At 33.3% G+C, this 18924-nt stretch carries 17 protein-coding genes and 1 other RNA gene; 12 read left to right on the top strand and 6 right to left on the bottom strand.

The genetic code is table 11. The features are described from left to right. Positions 1-72 precede the first annotated feature (72 nt). Entirely contained in the window at positions 73-384 is a 312-nt protein-coding gene (gene trxA, locus H1220_04170) for a thioredoxin (protein QMI86548.1), read from the top strand. Positions 385-498: 114 nt separating this feature from the next. Here trxA and H1220_04165 read toward each other — a convergent pair whose 3' ends face one another. Continuing rightward, positions 499-1998 (bottom strand): carboxypeptidase M32, encoded by a 1500-nt coding sequence (locus H1220_04165; protein QMI86547.1) that lies wholly within the window; start codon positions 1996-1998, stop codon positions 499-501. 136 nt (positions 1999-2134) lie between these two features. On the opposite strand from H1220_04165, the gene H1220_04160 reads away from it, so the two are divergent. Both H1220_04160 and H1220_04155 read left to right on the top strand, forming a co-directional pair. Then, positions 2135-2665 (top strand): thermonuclease family protein, encoded by a 531-nt coding sequence (locus H1220_04160; GenBank protein ID QMI86546.1) that lies wholly within the window; start codon positions 2135-2137, stop codon positions 2663-2665. Between the two features lie 23 nt (positions 2666-2688). Beyond that, the gene (locus H1220_04155) at positions 2689-2973 is read left to right on the top strand and encodes a heavy metal-binding domain-containing protein (protein ID QMI86545.1); all 285 of its coding nucleotides are present in this window, start codon (positions 2689-2691) and stop codon (positions 2971-2973) included. Positions 2974-2999: 26 nt separating this feature from the next. Here the strand turns inward: H1220_04155 and H1220_04150 are convergent, their stop codons facing one another. From H1220_04150 to gpsB, 3 genes are all read right to left on the bottom strand, one after another. Beyond that, a complete protein-coding gene (locus H1220_04150; protein ID QMI86544.1) occupies positions 3000-4145 on the bottom strand; it encodes a class I SAM-dependent RNA methyltransferase in 1146 nt (381 codons plus the stop codon). A gap of 79 nt (positions 4146-4224) precedes the next feature. Further along, an RNA gene (rnpB, locus tag H1220_04145) (RNase P RNA component class B) lies at positions 4225-4592 on the bottom strand. 12 nt (positions 4593-4604) lie between these two features. Continuing rightward, complete coding sequence (gene gpsB, locus H1220_04140) at positions 4605-4925, bottom strand: cell division regulator GpsB (protein QMI86543.1); 321 nt, start codon at positions 4923-4925, stop codon at positions 4605-4607. A gap of 359 nt (positions 4926-5284) precedes the next feature. Here gpsB and ruvB point away from each other — a divergent pair, with 359 nt between their 5' ends. Both ruvB and queA read left to right on the top strand, forming a co-directional pair. Next, positions 5285-6301 (top strand): Holliday junction branch migration DNA helicase RuvB, encoded by a 1017-nt coding sequence (ruvB, locus tag H1220_04135; GenBank protein ID QMI86542.1) that lies wholly within the window; start codon positions 5285-5287, stop codon positions 6299-6301. A gap of 9 nt (positions 6302-6310) precedes the next feature. Continuing rightward, on the top strand, positions 6311-7351 hold the full coding sequence (gene queA / locus H1220_04130; protein QMI86541.1) for a tRNA preQ1(34) S-adenosylmethionine ribosyltransferase-isomerase QueA: 1041 nt from the start codon (positions 6311-6313) through the stop codon (positions 7349-7351). Positions 7352-7461: 110 nt separating this feature from the next. On the opposite strand, the gene yaaA is transcribed toward queA, so the two are convergent. Further along, positions 7462-8175, bottom strand: coding sequence for a peroxide stress protein YaaA (gene yaaA, locus H1220_04125; protein QMI86540.1), 714 nt, complete (start codon positions 8173-8175; stop codon positions 7462-7464). 140 nt (positions 8176-8315) lie between these two features. Between yaaA and gndA the strand changes: the two genes are divergently transcribed. The 4 genes from gndA to pulA all read left to right on the top strand — a co-directional run bounded on the left by gndA (position 8316) and on the right by pulA (position 13838). Then, positions 8316-9749 (top strand): NADP-dependent phosphogluconate dehydrogenase, encoded by a 1434-nt coding sequence (gene gndA / locus H1220_04120; protein QMI86539.1) that lies wholly within the window; start codon positions 8316-8318, stop codon positions 9747-9749. A gap of 311 nt (positions 9750-10060) precedes the next feature. Then, positions 10061-10672 (top strand): class I SAM-dependent methyltransferase, encoded by a 612-nt coding sequence (locus H1220_04115; protein ID QMI86538.1) that lies wholly within the window; start codon positions 10061-10063, stop codon positions 10670-10672. 113 nt (positions 10673-10785) lie between these two features. After that, positions 10786-11739, top strand: a complete 954-nt coding sequence (gene nrdF / locus H1220_04110) for a class 1b ribonucleoside-diphosphate reductase subunit beta (protein QMI86537.1) — start codon at positions 10786-10788, stop codon at positions 11737-11739. 95 nt (positions 11740-11834) lie between these two features. Beyond that, positions 11835-13838, top strand: coding sequence for a type I pullulanase (pulA, locus tag H1220_04105; GenBank protein QMI86536.1), 2004 nt, complete (start codon positions 11835-11837; stop codon positions 13836-13838). A gap of 38 nt (positions 13839-13876) precedes the next feature. On the opposite strand, the gene H1220_04100 is transcribed toward pulA, so the two are convergent. Next, positions 13877-14458, bottom strand: coding sequence for a hypothetical protein (locus H1220_04100; GenBank protein QMI86535.1), 582 nt, complete (start codon positions 14456-14458; stop codon positions 13877-13879). 344 nt (positions 14459-14802) lie between these two features. Between H1220_04100 and glgB the strand changes: the two genes are divergently transcribed. Genes glgB through H1220_04085 form a run of 3 tightly spaced genes read left to right on the top strand, consistent with a single transcriptional unit; the run spans position 14803 to position 18916 of the window. Further along, positions 14803-16740, top strand: coding sequence for a 1,4-alpha-glucan branching protein GlgB (glgB, locus tag H1220_04095; protein QMI86534.1), 1938 nt, complete (start codon positions 14803-14805; stop codon positions 16738-16740). Beyond that, positions 16737-17867 (top strand): glucose-1-phosphate adenylyltransferase, encoded by a 1131-nt coding sequence (locus H1220_04090; GenBank protein ID QMI86533.1) that lies wholly within the window; start codon positions 16737-16739, stop codon positions 17865-17867. Before glgB ends, H1220_04090 begins: the two co-directional genes overlap by 4 nt. Continuing rightward, a complete protein-coding gene (locus H1220_04085; protein ID QMI86532.1) occupies positions 17867-18916 on the top strand; it encodes a glucose-1-phosphate adenylyltransferase subunit GlgD in 1050 nt (349 codons plus the stop codon). The genes H1220_04090 and H1220_04085 overlap by 1 nt, the downstream gene beginning before the upstream one ends. Positions 18917-18924: the final 8 nt, after the last annotated feature.

The following is an 18924-nucleotide window of genomic DNA, read 5'->3' as shown; positions in this document are numbered from 1 at the left end:
AAGCATTTTTATTTACCAACTATTTTGATTGTGGTATGCTAATAAAAAATAAGAAAAGAAAGAGTGAAAAAAATGGTTTTATCATTAACAGATGCAACATTTGAAAAAGAAACAGAAAAAGGTCTTGTTTTAGTTGATTTTTGGGCAACATGGTGTGGTCCTTGTCGTATGCAAGCACCAATTATTGATGCTTTAGATGAAGAATTGGGTGATAAAGTAACATTTGCAAAAATGGATATTGACGAAAATCCAGAAACAGCAAAAGAATTACGTATTATGAGTATTCCAACACTTCTCATCAAAAAAGACGGTGTGATTGTTGACCAACTTGTTGGTTTACATCAAAAAGGACACTTAGAAGAAATTTTAGAAAAATATATGTAAGATATATAACCCCCCGTTAAGCACCTTATGTGCTTAGCGGGGGGTTAATAAATTGATAAAATAAGAAATACCGATATAAATACGGTTAACTGGATTTCTAATATAAAATCTTATTTAAATATCATATACATCAAAATAAATCTCACGTTGTCTATCCAATAAATATTTTGATGATAGTGGTTCACCAGTTGCATTTAAAATCAATTCATTTGGTTTTTTAGATGAACCGTATTGATGAATGTGATGCGTTAACCATTCTCGAATTGGTAAATAAACATCTTGTTTAAAGACGTCTTTCATACATAAATCTTTTTCCATTGCATGACGTAATTGTGCAGCGTACATGTATCCTAAAGCATAGGACGGGAAGTAACCGAATAGTCCACCGCTCCAATGAACGTCCTGTAAGACACCTTCTAAATCATCTTTTGGTATAATACCTAGATACTCTTCGTATTTTTCATTCCATACACGTGGCAATTCACTCACAGGAAGATTGTCATTAAACAACATTTTTTCAATTTCATAGCGAATAATAATGTGTAGAGGATAAGTTAATGTATCGGCTTCAATGCGAATAAAGGAAGATTGTGAATGATGTAGTCCTTTATAGAAAGTATCAAAGTCAATATCATCAAAAGTTCCCTCTGTAATGCTTTGGAATAGAGAATAGTTTTCTCTCCAAAAATCTTTGTCGCTACCAATCATCATTTCATAAAAGAGAGATTGTGATTCGTGTATTCCTGTACTCGTTCCATTAGTTAGTGGTGTATAGTCGAATTTAGCATCAATATTTTGTTCATAAATGCCATGTCCAGCTTCGTGGATAACACCAAATACAGCCATTTTAAAATCATGTTCGTTCCAACGTGTTGTGATGCGAACATCATTTCTGTTTAATTCTTGCATAAATGGGTGCGTTGTATCATCTAAACGTCCTTTGTTGAAATCATATCCAATTTTACGAGCAATTTCTCGAACAAATTTATCTTGTTGGTATTTTGGTACATGACGTGTTAAAAAGTCTGTTCTAGGTGGTGTTCCTTTTTCTTCTAATGTTTTACGAATATCAATTAAACCATTTCTTAATTCTGAAAATAAAATGTCTAATTTTTCAGTTGTCATACCTGGCTCGTGTTTATTTAATAAAACGTCATAAGGTGTTTTTTCATCTTTTTGCCATAGTGGAATAAATGAACGAATCATAGAGATACATTGTTCTAATACTGGTTCAAAGCGTTTAAAATCTTTGGCAAGACGTCCTTGATGCCAAGCATCTTCTGCTTTTGTGATGAGTTTTGCATATTCTGTATATTGTTCAACAGGAATCTTGTTGTTCAATTCATAATTTTCTTTGACTTTTTCAAAGAGTAACAAACCGTCTTTAGATAATTCATCTGTATGTTCTTCAAAATAAGTTAAGAATGACACTAGTTTTTCTGATATACTCATTTCAAAGGCTTTACCCGATATATAACCTTTAACCTCTGATCGAAATGATGTTGCTTCTTTTGGCATACCAGTGGATGTATCCCAGCCAAGTAATGATAATACTTCATTTAATAGGGCAATTTCCTTTAAATAATCACGAAATTCTTTTTCTTTTTGGTGCATACGTTATCTCCTTTTCTTTTTATGTTTATTATAGCGTAATTTAGACAGTGAATAAAGTCATTGATAATGATGTTCAAAATAAGAAGAGTAGTTTATAATAAGAGTGTCTTTATTGTAAACAAAGGAGAATATAATCATGAAATTAAAACAATTATGGTTTATCATGCTCGCATTTTTTTGTGTTGGTTGCCAAGTACAAACAAGCACACCAATACAAAACCAAGAACAAGTAACCTTAAAACGAGTGGTAGACGGAGATACTGTTATTTTCAATATTGATGGAAAAGAAACAAAAGTGCGTGTATTATTAGTCGATACGCCTGAAAGTGTAAAGCCAGATACACCGATTTATCCTTTTGGGAAAGAGGCGAGTGAACGAACAAAAGAATTGTTAAAAAAAGCCAAAATTATTTCTTTGGAATATGAAGAAACAGGCAAAAAAGAAGATAAGTACGACAGAGCGTTAGCGTATGTCTTTGTCGACGGGAAATTATTAGAAGAAATTCTTGTTGAAGAGGGTTTAGCACGAGTTGCTTTTTATAAAGGACAAGAAAAATATTTATCATTATTGAAAACAAAGCAAGAAGCGGCTAAGAAAAAGAAAATAGGAATATGGTCTATTGAGGGTTATGTAACAGAAAGAGGATATGTGTTAGATACAAAATAAAAAGAAAAGGGGGCGTATATATGATGTTGCTGACGACAACCGAACACGTAGTAGGATATACCATTCAAAAGTATTGTGATGTTGTATTTGGAGAAATGATGGGATTTGTTGAAGGCTTAGTCGATGTGGCAATGGACGAAACAGAATTATCAGATATTCGAGAAGCCGCGTATTTGGAAATGTGTATGAAAGCTAGTGATCTTGATGCGAATGGTATTATTGGTATTCGTGTCCATTATCAATTATTAGCGTGTGGAAAAGTGTTTGTGTCGTGCTGTGGCACGGCTGTGAAAATCGAAAAGGCTTAAAATCCTCGGATTTTAAGCCTTTTAAGCTATTGTTCCGTATTTTTTTTTGGTCTTAAACCCCAAAATTGAAAATAGTCTGTACGAATAGCTCCATTATATAATTTACGTTTTTTAGTTGCTTGTTGACCATAGTAAGTTTCGAAAGCTAAATCACTTGTTAAAATATACTTACTCCAAGTTGGTATGTGTGCATACGTTTGTCCCATTTGTTGATACAAGTGATGTACTTTATCTTCATCTAACAATCTATCACCATAAGGAGGATTTGAAATTAAAATACCGAACTCTTTTTTTGTTTTGAAATCTGATAATTGCATTTGTTTAAACTGAATATGCTCTGACACACCTGCTTTTTCAGCATTTCGTTTGGCAATCTCAATCATTGAGCCGTCAATATCAGTACCTGTAATATCAAGTGTGACATCTTTTTTGATTTGATTTTTGGCATCTTGTCGAACTTGTTCAAAAATATCATTATCAAAAATATCCCATGTTTCACACGCAAAATGACGATTTAATCCAGGAGCAATATTCAATCCTATTAGGGCTGCTTCAATCGGAATAGTACCTGATCCACATGTTGGGTCGTATAAAGGTCTGTCAGGGAACCATGTTGTTAATTGGATTAGTGCAGCTGCCATGTTTTCTTTTAAAGGGGCACCACCTTTTTCAGTACGATACCCACGTTTAAATAAACTAGATCCGGTTGTGTCTAATGTTAATGTGACGACATCTTTTAAAACAGATACTTCAATAGGGTAGACAGCACCTGTTTCGGCTAGTTTTGTTTTGCGATGATAGTAGTTAGAAAGTCTTGTAACAATCGCTTTTTTTGTAATAGATTGACAGCTAGGTACATGATGAAGTGTTGATTTAACAGATTTTCCAGAAACAGGAAAATTAGCGTCTAAAGGTAACATATCTTCCCAAGGAAGTGCTTTTGTTTTTTCAAATAATTCATCAAATGTACGTGCTTTAAATGTTCCAAAAATAATTTTAATACGGTCAGCCGTACGTAGCCATAGATTTGTTTTGGCAATATCATAAGCTGTTCCTTCAAATAGCACTTTACCATTTTCAACTTGGCAAGTGTATCCCATATCTTTTAATTCTTTACCAACGAGTGCTTCAATACCAGCCGCACACGTCGCCATCAATTTGAATGTTTTCATGACATATTATCTCCATAATAATACAGTGCTAAAAAGATTTAGCACTGTGCGTAATGTTTATATAACCTGAATTGTAAACTTCTATAAGCCATGTTCTGTACTATTTATCTGTCAGGAGCAGAGTAAATAGCGATTATTATCTGTCTGTGTATCATTGATACACCTCTTTTTTCGTTGTTATTCCTATAAAGAGTGCCCCTACCATACGTTTGGGTTGCTCGCTCGAGGGGTTTACCGCGTTCCACCAATCTGTTTCCAGTATTGCTTCGTCACTGTGGCACTTTCAAGAATACTTTGACATAGCCTAAGCCTTAGCCATTTTTTCTGCCGTCAACTAATAGTTGCCTTAGCTTATTGTTTCGCTAAGCACGAACACTACAAGCATTTCAGCTTGTGCGAGCATGGACTTTCCTCAGCTTAGATACTAAACCGCAATAATCCGAAGTCTACAAAGACATCTTATTGAACATTGTCCAATTTTGAACCAAAAACGTGTTTTTCTAAGTTTGATATACGTCTTAAAATATCGTAGTTTGTTGTGCCGGCACTTGATGTTTGAGGTTTTGCATCAGAACCACCATTTTTTTCTGATAATTCGCCAATTTTGTTGATTAAGCGAATATTTTCTTGTTTTAATTTTGCTAGTTCTGTTTCAAACATGTCGTAATCTTGCATGATTAAATCTAAAAATTCATCTACTTCAACAGTGTTGTATCCTCTCATGCTTGTTTTAAATGCTTGATCATAAATATCTTGTGGGGTTAAGTTTCTTTTTGCCATATCGTTCATCCTTTCAGTATCGTACCTTTCTATTTTACAATGAATATGTTTTTTTTTAAAGTCAAAAACAACAATTCATTAAAAAAATTGTGTTTTATAATGAAACATTTGTTTCAATAGTGTGTATCAAGGAAAAAATGTATTTAAAATAGAATAATATCAATAGTTTACTGATTTACGGTTTATCATTTGATAATGACGATGAAAAAAGATAAATTCAAAGAAATACTCGTTAAATCATGAATTGCAAAAAAGTCAGCATATAGATTTGTTATCTATATTATTTTAGACAACAATACTTTACTACAAGTCCAAAAAATGATACTTTAGTGTAGAGTAAAAATGAAAAGGAGATTGCTATGTCATTTGATGAAGAACGTTTTATGTCTAGTCATGTTAGAACAGAACAAGAAGAACAAGCAGAGATGTCTTTACGTCCAAAAACATTAGCACAGTATATTGGGCAAGACCGTGTAAAGCATGAGCTAGCAATTTATATAAAAGCTGCAAAAGAACGTCAAGAAGCATTAGACCACGTTTTATTATATGGTCCTCCAGGATTAGGAAAAACAACAATGGCAATGGTCATTGCGAATGAAATCGGTGTAGGCATTCGTACAACGAGTGGTCCGGCAATCGAAAGACCGGGTGATTTAGTTGCTTTATTAAGTGATTTAAATCCGGGTGATATTTTGTTTATTGATGAAATTCATCGTTTGCCACGACAAGTGGAAGAAATGTTATATTCTGCTATGGAAGATTTTTATATTGATATTATTTCTGGTCAAGGAGCTACGGCACAGCCCATTCATTTTCCATTGCCACCGTTCACACTCGTTGGTGCAACAACAAAAGCAGGTTCTTTATCAGCACCATTAAGAGATAGATTTGGTATCGTTTCTCACATGGAATATTATGATGTAGAAGCTCTTTCTGAAATTGTCAAACGTTCGGCATCTATTTTTGATATGGAGATTGATGAGGCAGGAGCGTATGAAATTGGGTTACGTTCACGTGGGACACCGCGTATTGCCAATCGTTTATTAAAACGTGTTCGAGATTACACACAAGTTTTTGGACAAGGTGTGATAACAAAGGAATTATCGGATAAAGCATTATCCTTATTACGTGTTGATGAAAAAGGTTTAGATCATGTGGATAGAAATTTATTAGAAACGATGATACAACTTTACAATGGTGGCCCAGTCGGACTAAGTACAATCGCCGCAAACATTAGTGAAGATACCGATACAATAGAAGATATGTATGAACCGTACTTACTTCAAATGGGCTTTTTACAAAGAACCCCAAGAGGTAGGGTTGTGACTGAATATGCCTATAAGCATTTAGGTATTGCATATAAAAAAGATGAATAGGAGAGTAAAATGTTAACGACAAAAGACTTTGATTTTGATTTGCCGGAGGAGCTGATTGCACAGACACCTTTAAAAGAACGGAGTAAATCAAGATTACTTGCCTTAAATGCCACAAGTGGTGCGTATCAAGATGAAACATTTATCAATGTTGTCAATCATCTGCATGAGGGAGATGTATTAGTTTTAAATGATACACGTGTTTTACCCGCAAGATTGCATGGAGAAAAAGAAGATACGGGTGCTCATGTTGAATTGTTATTATTGACGAATATAGAGGGAGATAAATGGGAAGCTCTTGTGAAACCTGCTAAGCGTGTTAAAGTAGGAACAGTTATTTCATTTGGAGATGGACGCTTAAAAGCAAAAGTTATCGAAGAACAAGAGCACGGAGGACGCATTGTTGAATTTATGTATCAAGGTGTCTTTTTAGAAGTCTTAGATTCTTTAGGGGAAATGCCTTTACCACCATATATTAAAGAGCATTTGGATGATAAAGAACGCTATCAAACCGTTTATGCAAAAGAAGTTGGTTCTGCGGCTGCCCCAACAGCAGGTTTGCATTTCACACCAGAATTATTAGAACAAATTGAAGCAAAGGGTGTAGACATTGCTTATTTGACATTGCATGTCGGATTAGGCACATTTAGACCGGTTTCTGTTGAAAATTTAAGTGAGCATAAAATGCATTCAGAATTTTATCAGTTAAATCAAGAAACAGCTAATAAAATCAATGCAGCGAAAAAAAGAGGAAATCGTGTCATAGCTGTTGGAACAACGTCTATTCGTACACTAGAAACTATTGCCACAGCGAACCAAGGTACGATGATAGCATCAAGTGGGTGGACAGATATATTTATTTCCCCTGGGTATACGTTTAAAATTGTCGACGGTTTTATTACGAATTTTCATTTACCAAAATCTACTTTAGTTATGCTTGTATCAGCATTTGCAGGACGAGAAAATGTGTTAAATGCTTATCAACATGCCATTTCTAAAAAATATCGTTTCTTTAGTTTTGGCGATGCAATGATTGTTGAAAAATTTGTATAATAAAAAGACTTGACATCAACATTTTTAATGAGTTGATGTCAAGTCTTTTTGAGTAGATTTTCTTAGATAAAAAAGCATTTTAACATGATTAATATGTAAGTAATGTATTTTTATGGCTGAGAAACAAAGCAAAAATGTGTGTCGCTTGATTTTTCAGCGCAGTAAGAAAAACCATTAAACTGTAATAATTTTATATCTTGAATATCCGTAATATGCTTAGTTATCAAGGTATTGACTAAGCCTCCACGTCCTTTTTTAGATGTTGTAGAATGTGTTTTATGTTTATGATTTAAAAAAGAGCATGTATAAAATTGTTGTGATATCTCTTTAGAAAAAATCTGTTCAAATTCACTGGATAATAGCGATAAAATAGGTTGATGTGATGATGCAAATCCGTCAAAATGTTCTTTCCATAGTTGTTTTAGCGTTTTACCATTGACTTGTAAGGCGTGTGCAAAATCAAAACGATGCTCAACAATAGGTGCTGTAGCAGGAATGATACCATATAAAGCGGATGTTATATACACATGTTTATCAAGATACGCTATTTCTTTTTCTGATAAGTTCTGACGATTGATTTGGCGATACATCAATCCGTTAAATAAGGTAATAGCACGATAACAAGGTGCTGTATGAAATGATTGAATTCGATTATGCTCAACAACGGCACGATCATAGGATATGTGAAAAAATGTTGCCAGTTCTTCCACTGTTTTTTCTTGTAAGACAGATAAAATGTCTTGTGTTTGATTAGAAAGTGGAGGTCTTTGTGTACTTGGTAAAGTAGGTAATAATTCTTTAGCCGTTGGAATAAGTATTTTCATAAAAACTCCTTTAACATCTTAGTATAAAAAGTATAGTGTTTTTTTCATTTTATTGCAATCTTTATAAGCGATTTACTTGAATGACACATCAAGATTTGTTACTATTTGTCTATATATTTTCATGAAAAGAGGAATGAATTTTGACTAAGCAACAAATCGGTGTTGTCGGCATGGCCGTCATGGGAAAAAATTTAGCATTAAACATTGAAAGTAGAGGATATACGGTATCTATTTTTAACCGTACAACGTCCAAAACAGACGCTGTTATTGCTGAACATCCAGATAAAAAATTAGTACCAACTTATTCGATTGAAGAATTTGTTGATTCATTGGAAAAGCCAAGACGTATTTTGTTAATGGTACAAGCAGGAAAACCAACAGATTTAACCATTCAATCATTATTACCACATTTAGATAAAGGCGATATTTTAATTGACGGAGGAAATACATTCTTTAAAGATACAATGCGTCGCAATGAAGAATTGGCAAGCTCTGGTATTAACTTTATCGGAACAGGTGTTTCTGGAGGAGAAGAAGGTGCTTTGAAAGGACCTGCGATTATGCCAGGAGGACAAAAAGAAGCATATGATTTAGTAGCACCTATTTTACGAGAAATTGCAGCAAAAGCCAAAGACGGAGAGCCTTGTGTCACATATATTGGCGAAAATGGAGCAGGTCATTATGTGAAAATGGTTCATAATGGTATCGAATATGGCGATATGCAGTTAATTGCTGAATCCTATGATTTATTACGTCATTTATTAGGTTTATCTATCGAAGAGATTGCCTCTATTTTTAAAGAATGGAATCAAGGCGAGTTAGATAGTTATTTAATGGAAATTACAGCCGATATTTTAACAAAATACGATGCTCAAACAGGAAAACCAATGGTTGATGTGATTGTAGATAGTGCCGGTAATAAAGGAACAGGTAAATGGACATCACAAAATGCATTAGATTTAGGTGTGCCATTATCCTTAATCACAGAATCTGTTTTTGCTAGATATATTTCAACATTTAAAGAAGAACGTGAAACAGCATCAACTCTTTTACCGACTGTTGAAAAAGAAAGTATTTCTAAAGAAGATAAAGAAAAATGGATTGAAAGCATTCGCCGTGCCTTATACTTTAGTAAAATTATGAGCTATGCACAAGGATTTGCCCAAATGCGTATTGCCAGTGATGAGTTTGGCTGGAGCTTACAATATGGTGATATTGCCAAAATCTTTAGAGCAGGTTGTATCATTCGTGCACAATTTTTACAAAAAATTACAGATGCCTACACAAAAAATCCTGATTTAACGAACTTATTATTAGATGATTATTTCTTAAACATTACAAAAGAATATCATCAATCTGTTCGTGATGTTGTTTCTTTAGCTGTTAGAAACGGTATACCAGTACCAACATTCTCAGCAGCGATTACATATTTTGATGCATATCGTACACCAGTATTACCTGCTAATTTAATTCAAGCACAACGTGACTACTTCGGTGCACATACATATAAACGTGTTGATAAAGACGGCACATTCCACTATGAGTGGTTAAAAGATAATGAATTAGAAGTATAATCCAAAAACAACCGACTTCTCTGTCGGTTGTTTTTGATTATATAAAACGACATCTTGTCTTAAAATATTGTAGTTCTATAACGTTCGTAAAATTGATAGAGTAAGTCAACGAGTACTTGCGTATCTTGATTGACTAAAGGTTCTATGGTATAAAATATATTTTTCTTTAGAGAAAATAATCGTTCTTTTCATTATTTCTTTAAGCATTAGTATATGTTACTATATTCTACAAAAGAAGATGATTTCAATTGTTTAATCACGTGTTTTTCTATATAATAAGCAAGATGATAAGACGAGAAAGGATGTATCACATGTCAGAACATTATTATAGCCACACACCTACAAGTAAGACCGATGAACAAAAACATACGATTGTTGTGGCAAATCAAACATTATCTATATGGACAGATCACGGTGTGTTTTCAAAAACAGGTTTAGACTTTGGTTCTCGTACACTACTTGAAACCATTAAACAAGATATGATACTGCCTAAAAATCCCGCTATTTTAGATGTTGGTTGTGGATATGGTCCCATTGGATTAACACTAGCAAAAGCCTATTCAGATGCTTTTGTGACAATGGTGGACATAAACGAACGTGCGGTTCATCTAACAGAAAAAAATATACATGAAAATAAAGTCAATCATGCAAAAGTACTACAATCTAATGTGTACGAAGCGATAACAGAGCAATTTGATATGATTGTTTCTAATCCACCTATTCGTGCAGGAAAAAAAGTTGTGCATCATATTCTTGAAGAAAGTATATCGTATTTAAAACCTAATGGTTATATTGTAATTGTCATTCAAAAAAAACAAGGAGCACCTAGTGCACAGAAAAAAATGGAAGATGTTTTTGGCAATGTGACATTATTAAACCGTGATAAAGGGTATTGGATTTTGTGTAGTCAATTAAAGGGATAACTACTATATATGGTATGTATTCTTTTTAGCATGTTGATATGTTGTTTATTTTCCTTGCAAAAAAGAACCAATCATAGTAGAGTATTAGCATAGGTATTTAGGAGGAAGTATGAATGAATCCATATATTGCAATTAACTGGAATAGTATTGAAGATATGATTGATAAATTAACGTGGGAGAAATTAACCGAGCAATTTTGGTTAGATACACGTATTCCATTATCAAATGATTTAGACGATTGGCGTACGTTAACTGACGCAGAAAGAGATATGGTTGCGAAAGTGTTTGGTGGATTGACTTTATTAGATACGCTACAATCACAAGACGGTGTGGAATCTTTGAAAAAAGATGTTCGTACACAACACGAAGAAGCCGTTTATAACAATATTCAATTTATGGAGTCTGTTCATGCGAAAAGTTATTCGTCAATCTTTAGTACGTTGAATACAAAAGCAGAAATTGAAGAAATTTTTGCTTGGACAAACTCAAATGAATTTTTACAAAAGAAAGCAGAAATTATTAACGGTATTTATCAAAATGGTTCTCCGTTAGAGAGAAAAGTAGCGAGTGTGTTACTAGAATCTTTCTTATTTTATTCAGGTTTCTTTGCACCATTATATTATTTAGGAAACAATAAACTAGCGAATGTCGCAGAAATCATTAAGCTGATTATTCGTGATGAATCTGTTCATGGAACATATATTGGCTATAAATTCCAATTAGCGTATAATGAATTAAGTGAAGAAGAACAAGAAACATTGAAAAATTGGGTATTCCAATTAACATATCAGTTGTATTCAAATGAAATTAAATACACACAAATGTTATACGATCAAATTGGTTGGACAGAAAAAGTAAAAGTCTTTATTCGTTATAATGCCAACAAAGCATTACAAAATCTAGGATTTGATCCACTGTTTCCAGATACAGCAGAAGATGTTGATCCGATTGTCATGAATGGTATCTCAACAGGAACAAGTAATCACGACTTCTTCTCACAAGTTGGAAATGGCTATTTATTAGGTGAAGTAGAAGCGATGGAAGATGAAGATTATATAAATTGGTAATCCAAATATTAAAACGGTAAGTTGACAGGTATTGTCGACTTACCGTTTTGTTTATGTTATAGTGAACGTATCACAAGATTAAAGGAAAGAATAGAATGACAAATCAATATTTACAAGCCTTTATGGACGATATTGATAGGATAACAGTGGTATGTGATACACCCCAAGTCGATATTTTGGAAATAAGTTTATCATGTGATGTGATGATAACACTCGTATCACAAACATCAACTTCTTATACCTATCAAACAAATCTTCCTCTACCATTGGATACACCTATTTTTGCTATCGTAAATGGAGAAAAAATACCTGTTTTATTTCGTCATATTGCACGTTTACCTTTATTTGATGACTATTTTTATTATGACGGAATATTAGGATATACGTATACACCCGAGCAAACAGAATTTAAACTATGGGCACCTGGAGCAACACAAGTATATTTATTATTAGATGATGTCCCGTATGAGATGATAAACCAAGAAAGAGGAGTATACACATACACATTCCTTGGAAATTGTTTACATCAAACGTATATGTATGGTATTTATCGACACACAGATTATCATGAAGTAGTTGACCCCTATACAAAAGCCGTAACTGTGAATGGCGAACGAGGTGTTATTGTAACAGTACCAACAGCAAGCAAGTTGCCTTTACCACCTGTTGATGTACCTATCATTTATGAAATGCACGTAAGAGATATGAGCAGCCATATAGATAGTGGTATACAGCATAAAGGCATGTTTCTTGGACTGACAGAGCACAATACGCATACAAGTCATTTACAAAAAACAGGTATTGATTACATGACATCATTAGGTGTCACACATGTTCAAATGATGCCTATGGCTGATTATAGTGCACAATCCGTTGATGAAACACAACCGTGGCGTTCATATAATTGGGGATATGACCCGCTGCATTTTAATGTACCCGAGGGAAGTTATAGTACTAATCCGTATGATCCTATGACACGAATTTTAGAGTGTCAAGCGTTTATTGATAAGTGTCATCAAGAGGGGTTACGTGTCATTATGGATGTGGTTTATAATCATGTGTATCACATCAAAGAACATAGTTTTGAAAAAATCGTACCATTTTATTTTTTTAGACGTGATGAATATGGTGTGTTAACCGACGGGACAGGTGTTGGCAATGATTTTGCCAGTGAGAGAAAAATGGCTAGAAAGTATATCGTTGATAGTGTATCTTATTGGGCACAAACTTATCAAATAGATGGGTTTAGGTTTGACTTAATGGGGATGTTAGATATTCAAACGATGCAAGACGTATCAAGACGGTTAAAAGCAATCAATCCTCATATCATCATTTTAGGTGAAGGGTGGGATATGGGTACTTTGCCTACCCCTCAAAAAGCAATGCAAGCTAATGCACATTTGATTTCAGATATTGCTTTTTTTAACGATAAATTTCGAGATAATGTAAAATCTTTTGTATCAGGGCAACTGGGATTTGAGGGGATTATCTTCAATCAGATTTTGGGAACAGCACCTTATACACACATGAAGCAAATGGTACAATACGTCGAAGTACATGATAATTACACGCTGTGGGATTATTTAACGTTGCACAATACATCAGAAAACGATACCATTCGCCTCAAGCGACATCGTCTTGCGACAAGCATGGTTTTATTAACATTTGGGATACCATTTTTACATGCAGGACAAGAGTTTATGCGTACCAAATCGGGCATTGAAAATTCGTATTGTTCGCCAGATATTATTAATCAAATGGATTGGGATAGAGCGTTTGTTTATCAAGATAATATCGAGTATGTAACCTCCTTAGTACACTTTAGAAAAGAGCATCCTTTTTTTGCCACAACAGACTTTGATACAATAAAAGAAATGGTTAAGGTGATTAAAAGTGATGAGCAAATCATTGCGTATTGTGTCAAAGATTTATTTATTATTCATAGTGCTAATTTTTATGGAAAAGACTTATATTTACCACATGGAACATATACATTGTTGATAAGCAGTGAATCCATTTCTGTGAGAAAATGGATTGTTGGCTCTAAAGGCATTACAGTGCCACCATTGAGCACGCTTGTGTTAAAAAAAGAAAGATAGAGCGATATGATGGCGTCATCATATCGCTCCATTTTACATTATTTTTTATAAATAGTTCCTGTATTGTCTTTAAATGATGTATCATCAATGCGTTCTATAATCAAAATCTGACGTTCATCGTTTTCTTCTACATGCAATTGCACAACCCAGTCGGTATCATTTCCATGTGCTTTTGTAACAGTTGGATGTGAAAATTCAAGATACATATTTCCATATTTTGCTTGATAATTTGGTAAATCTTGTTCGTAGTAAGCACGTAGTGTAGGTGCTTTTGGTTCTTGTTTTAAATCATCTGTTATCGTTGCTTTTTTATTTAGTTTTCCATTTTTATCAAGTATTTGACTAAATTGATTACGAATATTTGTTGAAATATTGCTTCTAATCACATCGTTTTTAGAAGCATGATTGTTCATATCAAGTGATAGAATCATTTTGTCATTTTCAAAATGAATAGCCGATAGGGTACTTTTTGATGTTGTTGCTTTATAGGTTCCAGTATAAGGAAATCCTTCTGCAAGAGGTTTGATGTTTGTACTATCTTGTTTTGGTGAACAAGCAGTGATGATACAAATGACGATAAATGTGAAGAAGATTGATGTGATATATTTATATTTTTTCATAATAATACTCCTTTTTTATGATATGAAATAACTTTCTTTAAAATACAATGGAATCACCTTCTTAAAAATTTATAATTGTATTATAACAGAATTTTAAGAAGAGATAAAGTTTTATCTATTTATAAAAATAAAAGTTTTAGTTAGCTGTTTTATGGAGCTATTATAGTCTGTATTATAACAATTCATAATAGGCAAAAATATTGAAAAAACATCAAAAAAAATCACCAGATGAAGTAAAAATATGGTATAATAATATCAAACATAAAGCGTTTTCTTTCTTTGGTTTAAACAAATTTATCTCGAAGATAGAAACTTTATTAAATTGATGAATATGCACTCTAATGATGAAGGAGGGAAATATTACGAAAAATTTATATCAAGAATGGAAAGATGATATTTATTTATTTAATATTGGACAACAATATGCAAGTTATCGTTTTTTAGGGAATCATTTTGTGAAAAGAAATGAAACCGTTTACGTTTCTTTTGCTGTATGGGCTCCACATGCCAAACATGTTTATTTAGTAGGGGATTTTAATGATTGGACTTATGAGCGTATGACGTGTTTAGAAGAAACGGGTATATGGTTATCTTTATCTGAAAAAGCAAAATCGGGAGATTGTTATAAATATGTGATTGAAGATGAGCAAGGAAATACTATTTACAAAATTGATCCATTTGCTAAAAAATTTGAAAGACCACCAAAAGATGCGTCTATTGTATATGATGTTGCACCTAAAAAATGGAAAGATGGTCTATGGCAGGCAAATAAAAAAAGGAAAGATATTTTAGAAAAACCTTTGAATATATATGAGATACATGCAGGTTCTTGGAAACGGCATTTAGACGGTACTTTATATTCATTTGATGACTTCAAAAAATATCTTGTGCCTTACGTCAAAGACATGGGATATACGCATATTGAGTTTATGCCACTTATGGAGCATCCGCTTGAAGAAAGTTGGGGATATCAAGTTACGGGGTATTATGCTGTGGCATCAATCTTTGGAGATTTAGATGCATTTAGAGATTTTGTAGAATATGCACATCAACAAGGTATTGGTATTATTATGGATTGGGTTCCGGGACATTTTTGTCGAAATGCTTATGCACTTGCCTATTATGACGGGACACCAACGTATGAATATAGTGATGAAGATAGGGCAAATAATCAAGGGTGGGGAACGCTTAATTTTGATTTAGGTAAACCACAAGTACAAAGTTTTTTAATTTCTAATGCGCTATTTTGGTTAGATGTGTGCCACGTCGATGGTATTCGTGTAGATGCTGTATCAAATATTCTTTATTTAGATTTTGATAATTTAAGTTGGAAACCAAATAAATATGGAGATAATCGTAATTTAGAAGGCATTGACTTTTTAAAACAACTAAATACGATTATTTATCGTTATTATCCAACAACATTGATGATTGCCGAAGAAAGTACATCATTTGATGGAGTAACACGACCTGTATATCACGGAGGTCTAGGATTTTTATTTAAGTGGAATATGGGTTGGATGAATGATACATTAGCCTATATTGAAACAGATACGTATGTTAGAAAAGATTATTATCGCTTGATGACTTTTTCATTTATGTATATGTTTCATGATCAGTTTATATTGCCATTATCACATGACGAAGTCGTCCATGGAAAAAATTCAATGTTAGGTAAAATAAAAGGCGATAGGTACAAACAATTTGCGACATTAAGACTTTTACAAGCCTATATGATAGCTCATCCAGGTAAAAAATTGAATTTTATGGGATATGAACTAGGTCAATTTTTAGAATGGCGTTTCTATTCTCAATTAGAATGGATTGATTTACAACGTCCGTTTAATCAAGAGTATCAATATTTTATTAAAACAATTAATCATTTGTATCAATCACAAAAGGCATTGTATGAAGTAGATACTAAATCGGACGGTATAACGGTTTTAGATGCAGATAATATAGACGAGTCCATTATTAGTTTTATTAGACATGGAAAACAAAAACGAGATTTTCTAATTATGATTGCTAACTTCTTGCCAATAGAACGATTAACATATCGTGTAGGTGTTCCTTATGAGGGACAGTATGAAATATTATTGAATACAGAAGCAAAAGAGTATGGTGGTACTTGGACGCATACAAAATCCATTTATCAAACAGAAAAAATCCCTTATCAAAATCAACCGTATTCTTTTGAATGTGTCGTACCGAGTTTAGCGGCACTATATATTAAACCTAAAAGAGTATATATAAAAAAAGAAATGAAGGAGTTAACTGTATGAAAAAAGAAATGATTGCGATGATATTAGCCGGAGGACAAGGTACAAGACTTGGTAAACTAACGGCACATATTGCTAAACCAGCTGTACCATTTGGAGGGCGTTATCGTATTATTGACTTTGCGATGAGTAATTGTGCTAATTCAGATATTGATAATGTTGGTGTCATTACCCAATATCAACCTTTATCACTAAATGAACATATCGGTAGCGGAAAAGCTTGGGGAATGGAAGGACGTTACGGTGGAGCAACCATTTTACAACCGTATTCTAGCTCAAAAGGAACACAATTTTTCGCTGGAACGGCACATGCGATTGTTCAAAATATTGACTATATTGACCAACTCAATCCAGAGTATATTTTGATTTTATCCGGTGATCATATTTATAAAATGAATTATCAAAAAATGCTTGAATTTCATAAAGCCAATAATGCTAGCTTAACAGTTGCCGTTATTCCAGTACCATTAGAAGAAGCCTCACGTTTTGGGATTATGAATACCGATTCAGATAGTCGTATTATCGAATTTGAAGAAAAACCAAAAGAACCAAAAAGCAATTTAGCATCTATGGGTATTTATATTTTCGATTGGAAAAAACTTCGTCAATTATTGCTAAATGATGAACAAGGAGAAATGGAAGATTTTGGAAAAAATGTTATTCCTCAATATTTAATCAATCATGAGAATGTATTTGCTTATCGCTTTAATGGTTATTGGAAAGACGTTGGTACCATTGAATCATTATGGGAAGCCAATATGGAATTTTTAGAAGAAAATCATGAATTAAATATTCGAGATAGAGAATGGCGTATCTTTTCAAATAATATCAATGCTCTGCCACATTTTATTGGAGAGCACGCTAAAGTAAAAAATGCCATGATTTCTGACGGTTGTATTATAGAGGGAAATGTGAATCATTCGATTTTATCGAATAATGTCACTATTAGTGAGGGGGCAACGGTCAATAATAGTTTAATTATGGGAAATGTAAAAATCGGTAAAAATGTTGTGATTGACTATGCGATTATTGGAGAAAATGCGGTTATTTCAGATAATGCAAGAGTTGTTGGAACACAATCAAATATTGCCGTTATTGGATATGATGAAAAAATTGGAGGATTAAACTAATGAGAAAAAATGATATTTGTGCCGTTCTATCATTAACCGAACAGTCTGATTCACTACGTGCGTTGACCTTAAAAAGACCGATTGCAGCATTACCTTTTGCCAGCCGTTTTCGTATTATTGATTTTCCTTTATCTTCTGTAAGTGAAGCTGGTGTTAAATCTGTTGCTTTATTTATCGGAAAATCTGGTCGTTCTATTTATGACCATGTGAGAAGCGGTAGTTCATGGGGATTCGATTCACATGTTAATGGTGGTATTTTTACTTTTTCACAACAATTTTATAAATATTCACTAGGAGAAGAAGTTGGATACGAAGATTTTTATGAAGATTTAATTGAATTTGTGAAACGTTCACATGTAGGATATGTGTTTATTTCAGGAAGTAAAGTGATTGCCAATGTAAATTTAGAAGATGTGAAACAAGAGCATATCGAATCTGGCTGCGATATTACACAAATTTTTGATGAAGGACACCGTAATTTAAATAAATATTTGTTATCAACACCAAAATTATATGAAATGATTAGTCTGGCGGTGAAAGAAAAATTATTTGTAGAAGTAGATGAGCTAATTCGTCATTATTCAGCAAAAGAAACTGTCAATACATACATTCATTTAGGCTATACAGCCATTATCAATGACTTGTCAGATTATTTCTATGCCAATATGGATATGCTGGATAGCCAAAAATTTAAATCACTATTTTATGCATCTAATCCAGTTGTCACAAAAACAAGAAATGGAGCACCGTCATTTTTTACAGACGATGCCATTGTATTAAATAGTTTGATTGCCACAGATTGTGTGGTACGTGGACATGTTGAACGTAGTTTACTGTCTAGACGTGTTGAAGTTGAAAAAGATGCTCATGTGAAAAACACAATTATTTTACAAGGATGTCATATTGGAAAAGGTGCCTCTATTGAATATGCTATTTTAGATAAAGGTGTTCAAGTTGGGAAAGGCGCAGTGATTAAAGGGACACCGGACAATATTTTATTGATTACTAAAAATGATATTATTGGTGAAAATGAAGAACGTCGTGTATAGGAGGAGAA

This window comes from Carnobacteriaceae bacterium zg-84 (assembly GCA_013874835.1).
Taxonomy (GTDB): domain Bacteria; phylum Bacillota; class Bacilli; order Lactobacillales; family Aerococcaceae; genus WM01.
This window is presented reverse-complemented; position numbering and strand designations above follow the sequence as displayed.

Excerpts from the sequence above, each read along its gene's own strand:
- gpsB (QMI86543.1), bottom strand. The coding sequence starts at position 4,925 with ATGGCAAAAAGAAACTTAACCCCACAAGATATTTATGATCAAGCATTT.
- glgB (QMI86534.1), top strand. The coding sequence starts at position 14,803 with ATGAAGGAGGGAAATATTACGAAAAATTTATATCAAGAATGGAAAGAT.
- H1220_04090 (QMI86533.1), top strand. The coding sequence starts at position 16,737 with ATGAAAAAAGAAATGATTGCGATGATATTAGCCGGAGGACAAGGTACA.
- trxA (QMI86548.1), top strand. The coding sequence starts at position 73 with ATGGTTTTATCATTAACAGATGCAACATTTGAAAAAGAAACAGAAAAA.
- pulA (QMI86536.1), top strand. The coding sequence starts at position 11,835 with ATGACAAATCAATATTTACAAGCCTTTATGGACGATATTGATAGGATA.
- nrdF (QMI86537.1), top strand. The coding sequence starts at position 10,786 with ATGAATCCATATATTGCAATTAACTGGAATAGTATTGAAGATATGATT.
- H1220_04165 (QMI86547.1), bottom strand. The coding sequence starts at position 1,998 with ATGCACCAAAAAGAAAAAGAATTTCGTGATTATTTAAAGGAAATTGCC.
- H1220_04150 (QMI86544.1), bottom strand. The coding sequence starts at position 4,145 with ATGAAAACATTCAAATTGATGGCGACGTGTGCGGCTGGTATTGAAGCA.
- H1220_04155 (QMI86545.1), top strand. The coding sequence starts at position 2,689 with ATGTTGCTGACGACAACCGAACACGTAGTAGGATATACCATTCAAAAG.
- H1220_04160 (QMI86546.1), top strand. The coding sequence starts at position 2,135 with ATGAAATTAAAACAATTATGGTTTATCATGCTCGCATTTTTTTGTGTT.
- yaaA (QMI86540.1), bottom strand. The coding sequence starts at position 8,175 with ATGAAAATACTTATTCCAACGGCTAAAGAATTATTACCTACTTTACCA.
- queA (QMI86541.1), top strand. The coding sequence starts at position 6,311 with ATGTTAACGACAAAAGACTTTGATTTTGATTTGCCGGAGGAGCTGATT.
- ruvB (QMI86542.1), top strand. The coding sequence starts at position 5,285 with ATGTCATTTGATGAAGAACGTTTTATGTCTAGTCATGTTAGAACAGAA.
- H1220_04115 (QMI86538.1), top strand. The coding sequence starts at position 10,061 with ATGTCAGAACATTATTATAGCCACACACCTACAAGTAAGACCGATGAA.
- H1220_04100 (QMI86535.1), bottom strand. The coding sequence starts at position 14,458 with ATGAAAAAATATAAATATATCACATCAATCTTCTTCACATTTATCGTC.
- H1220_04085 (QMI86532.1), top strand. The coding sequence starts at position 17,867 with ATGAGAAAAAATGATATTTGTGCCGTTCTATCATTAACCGAACAGTCT.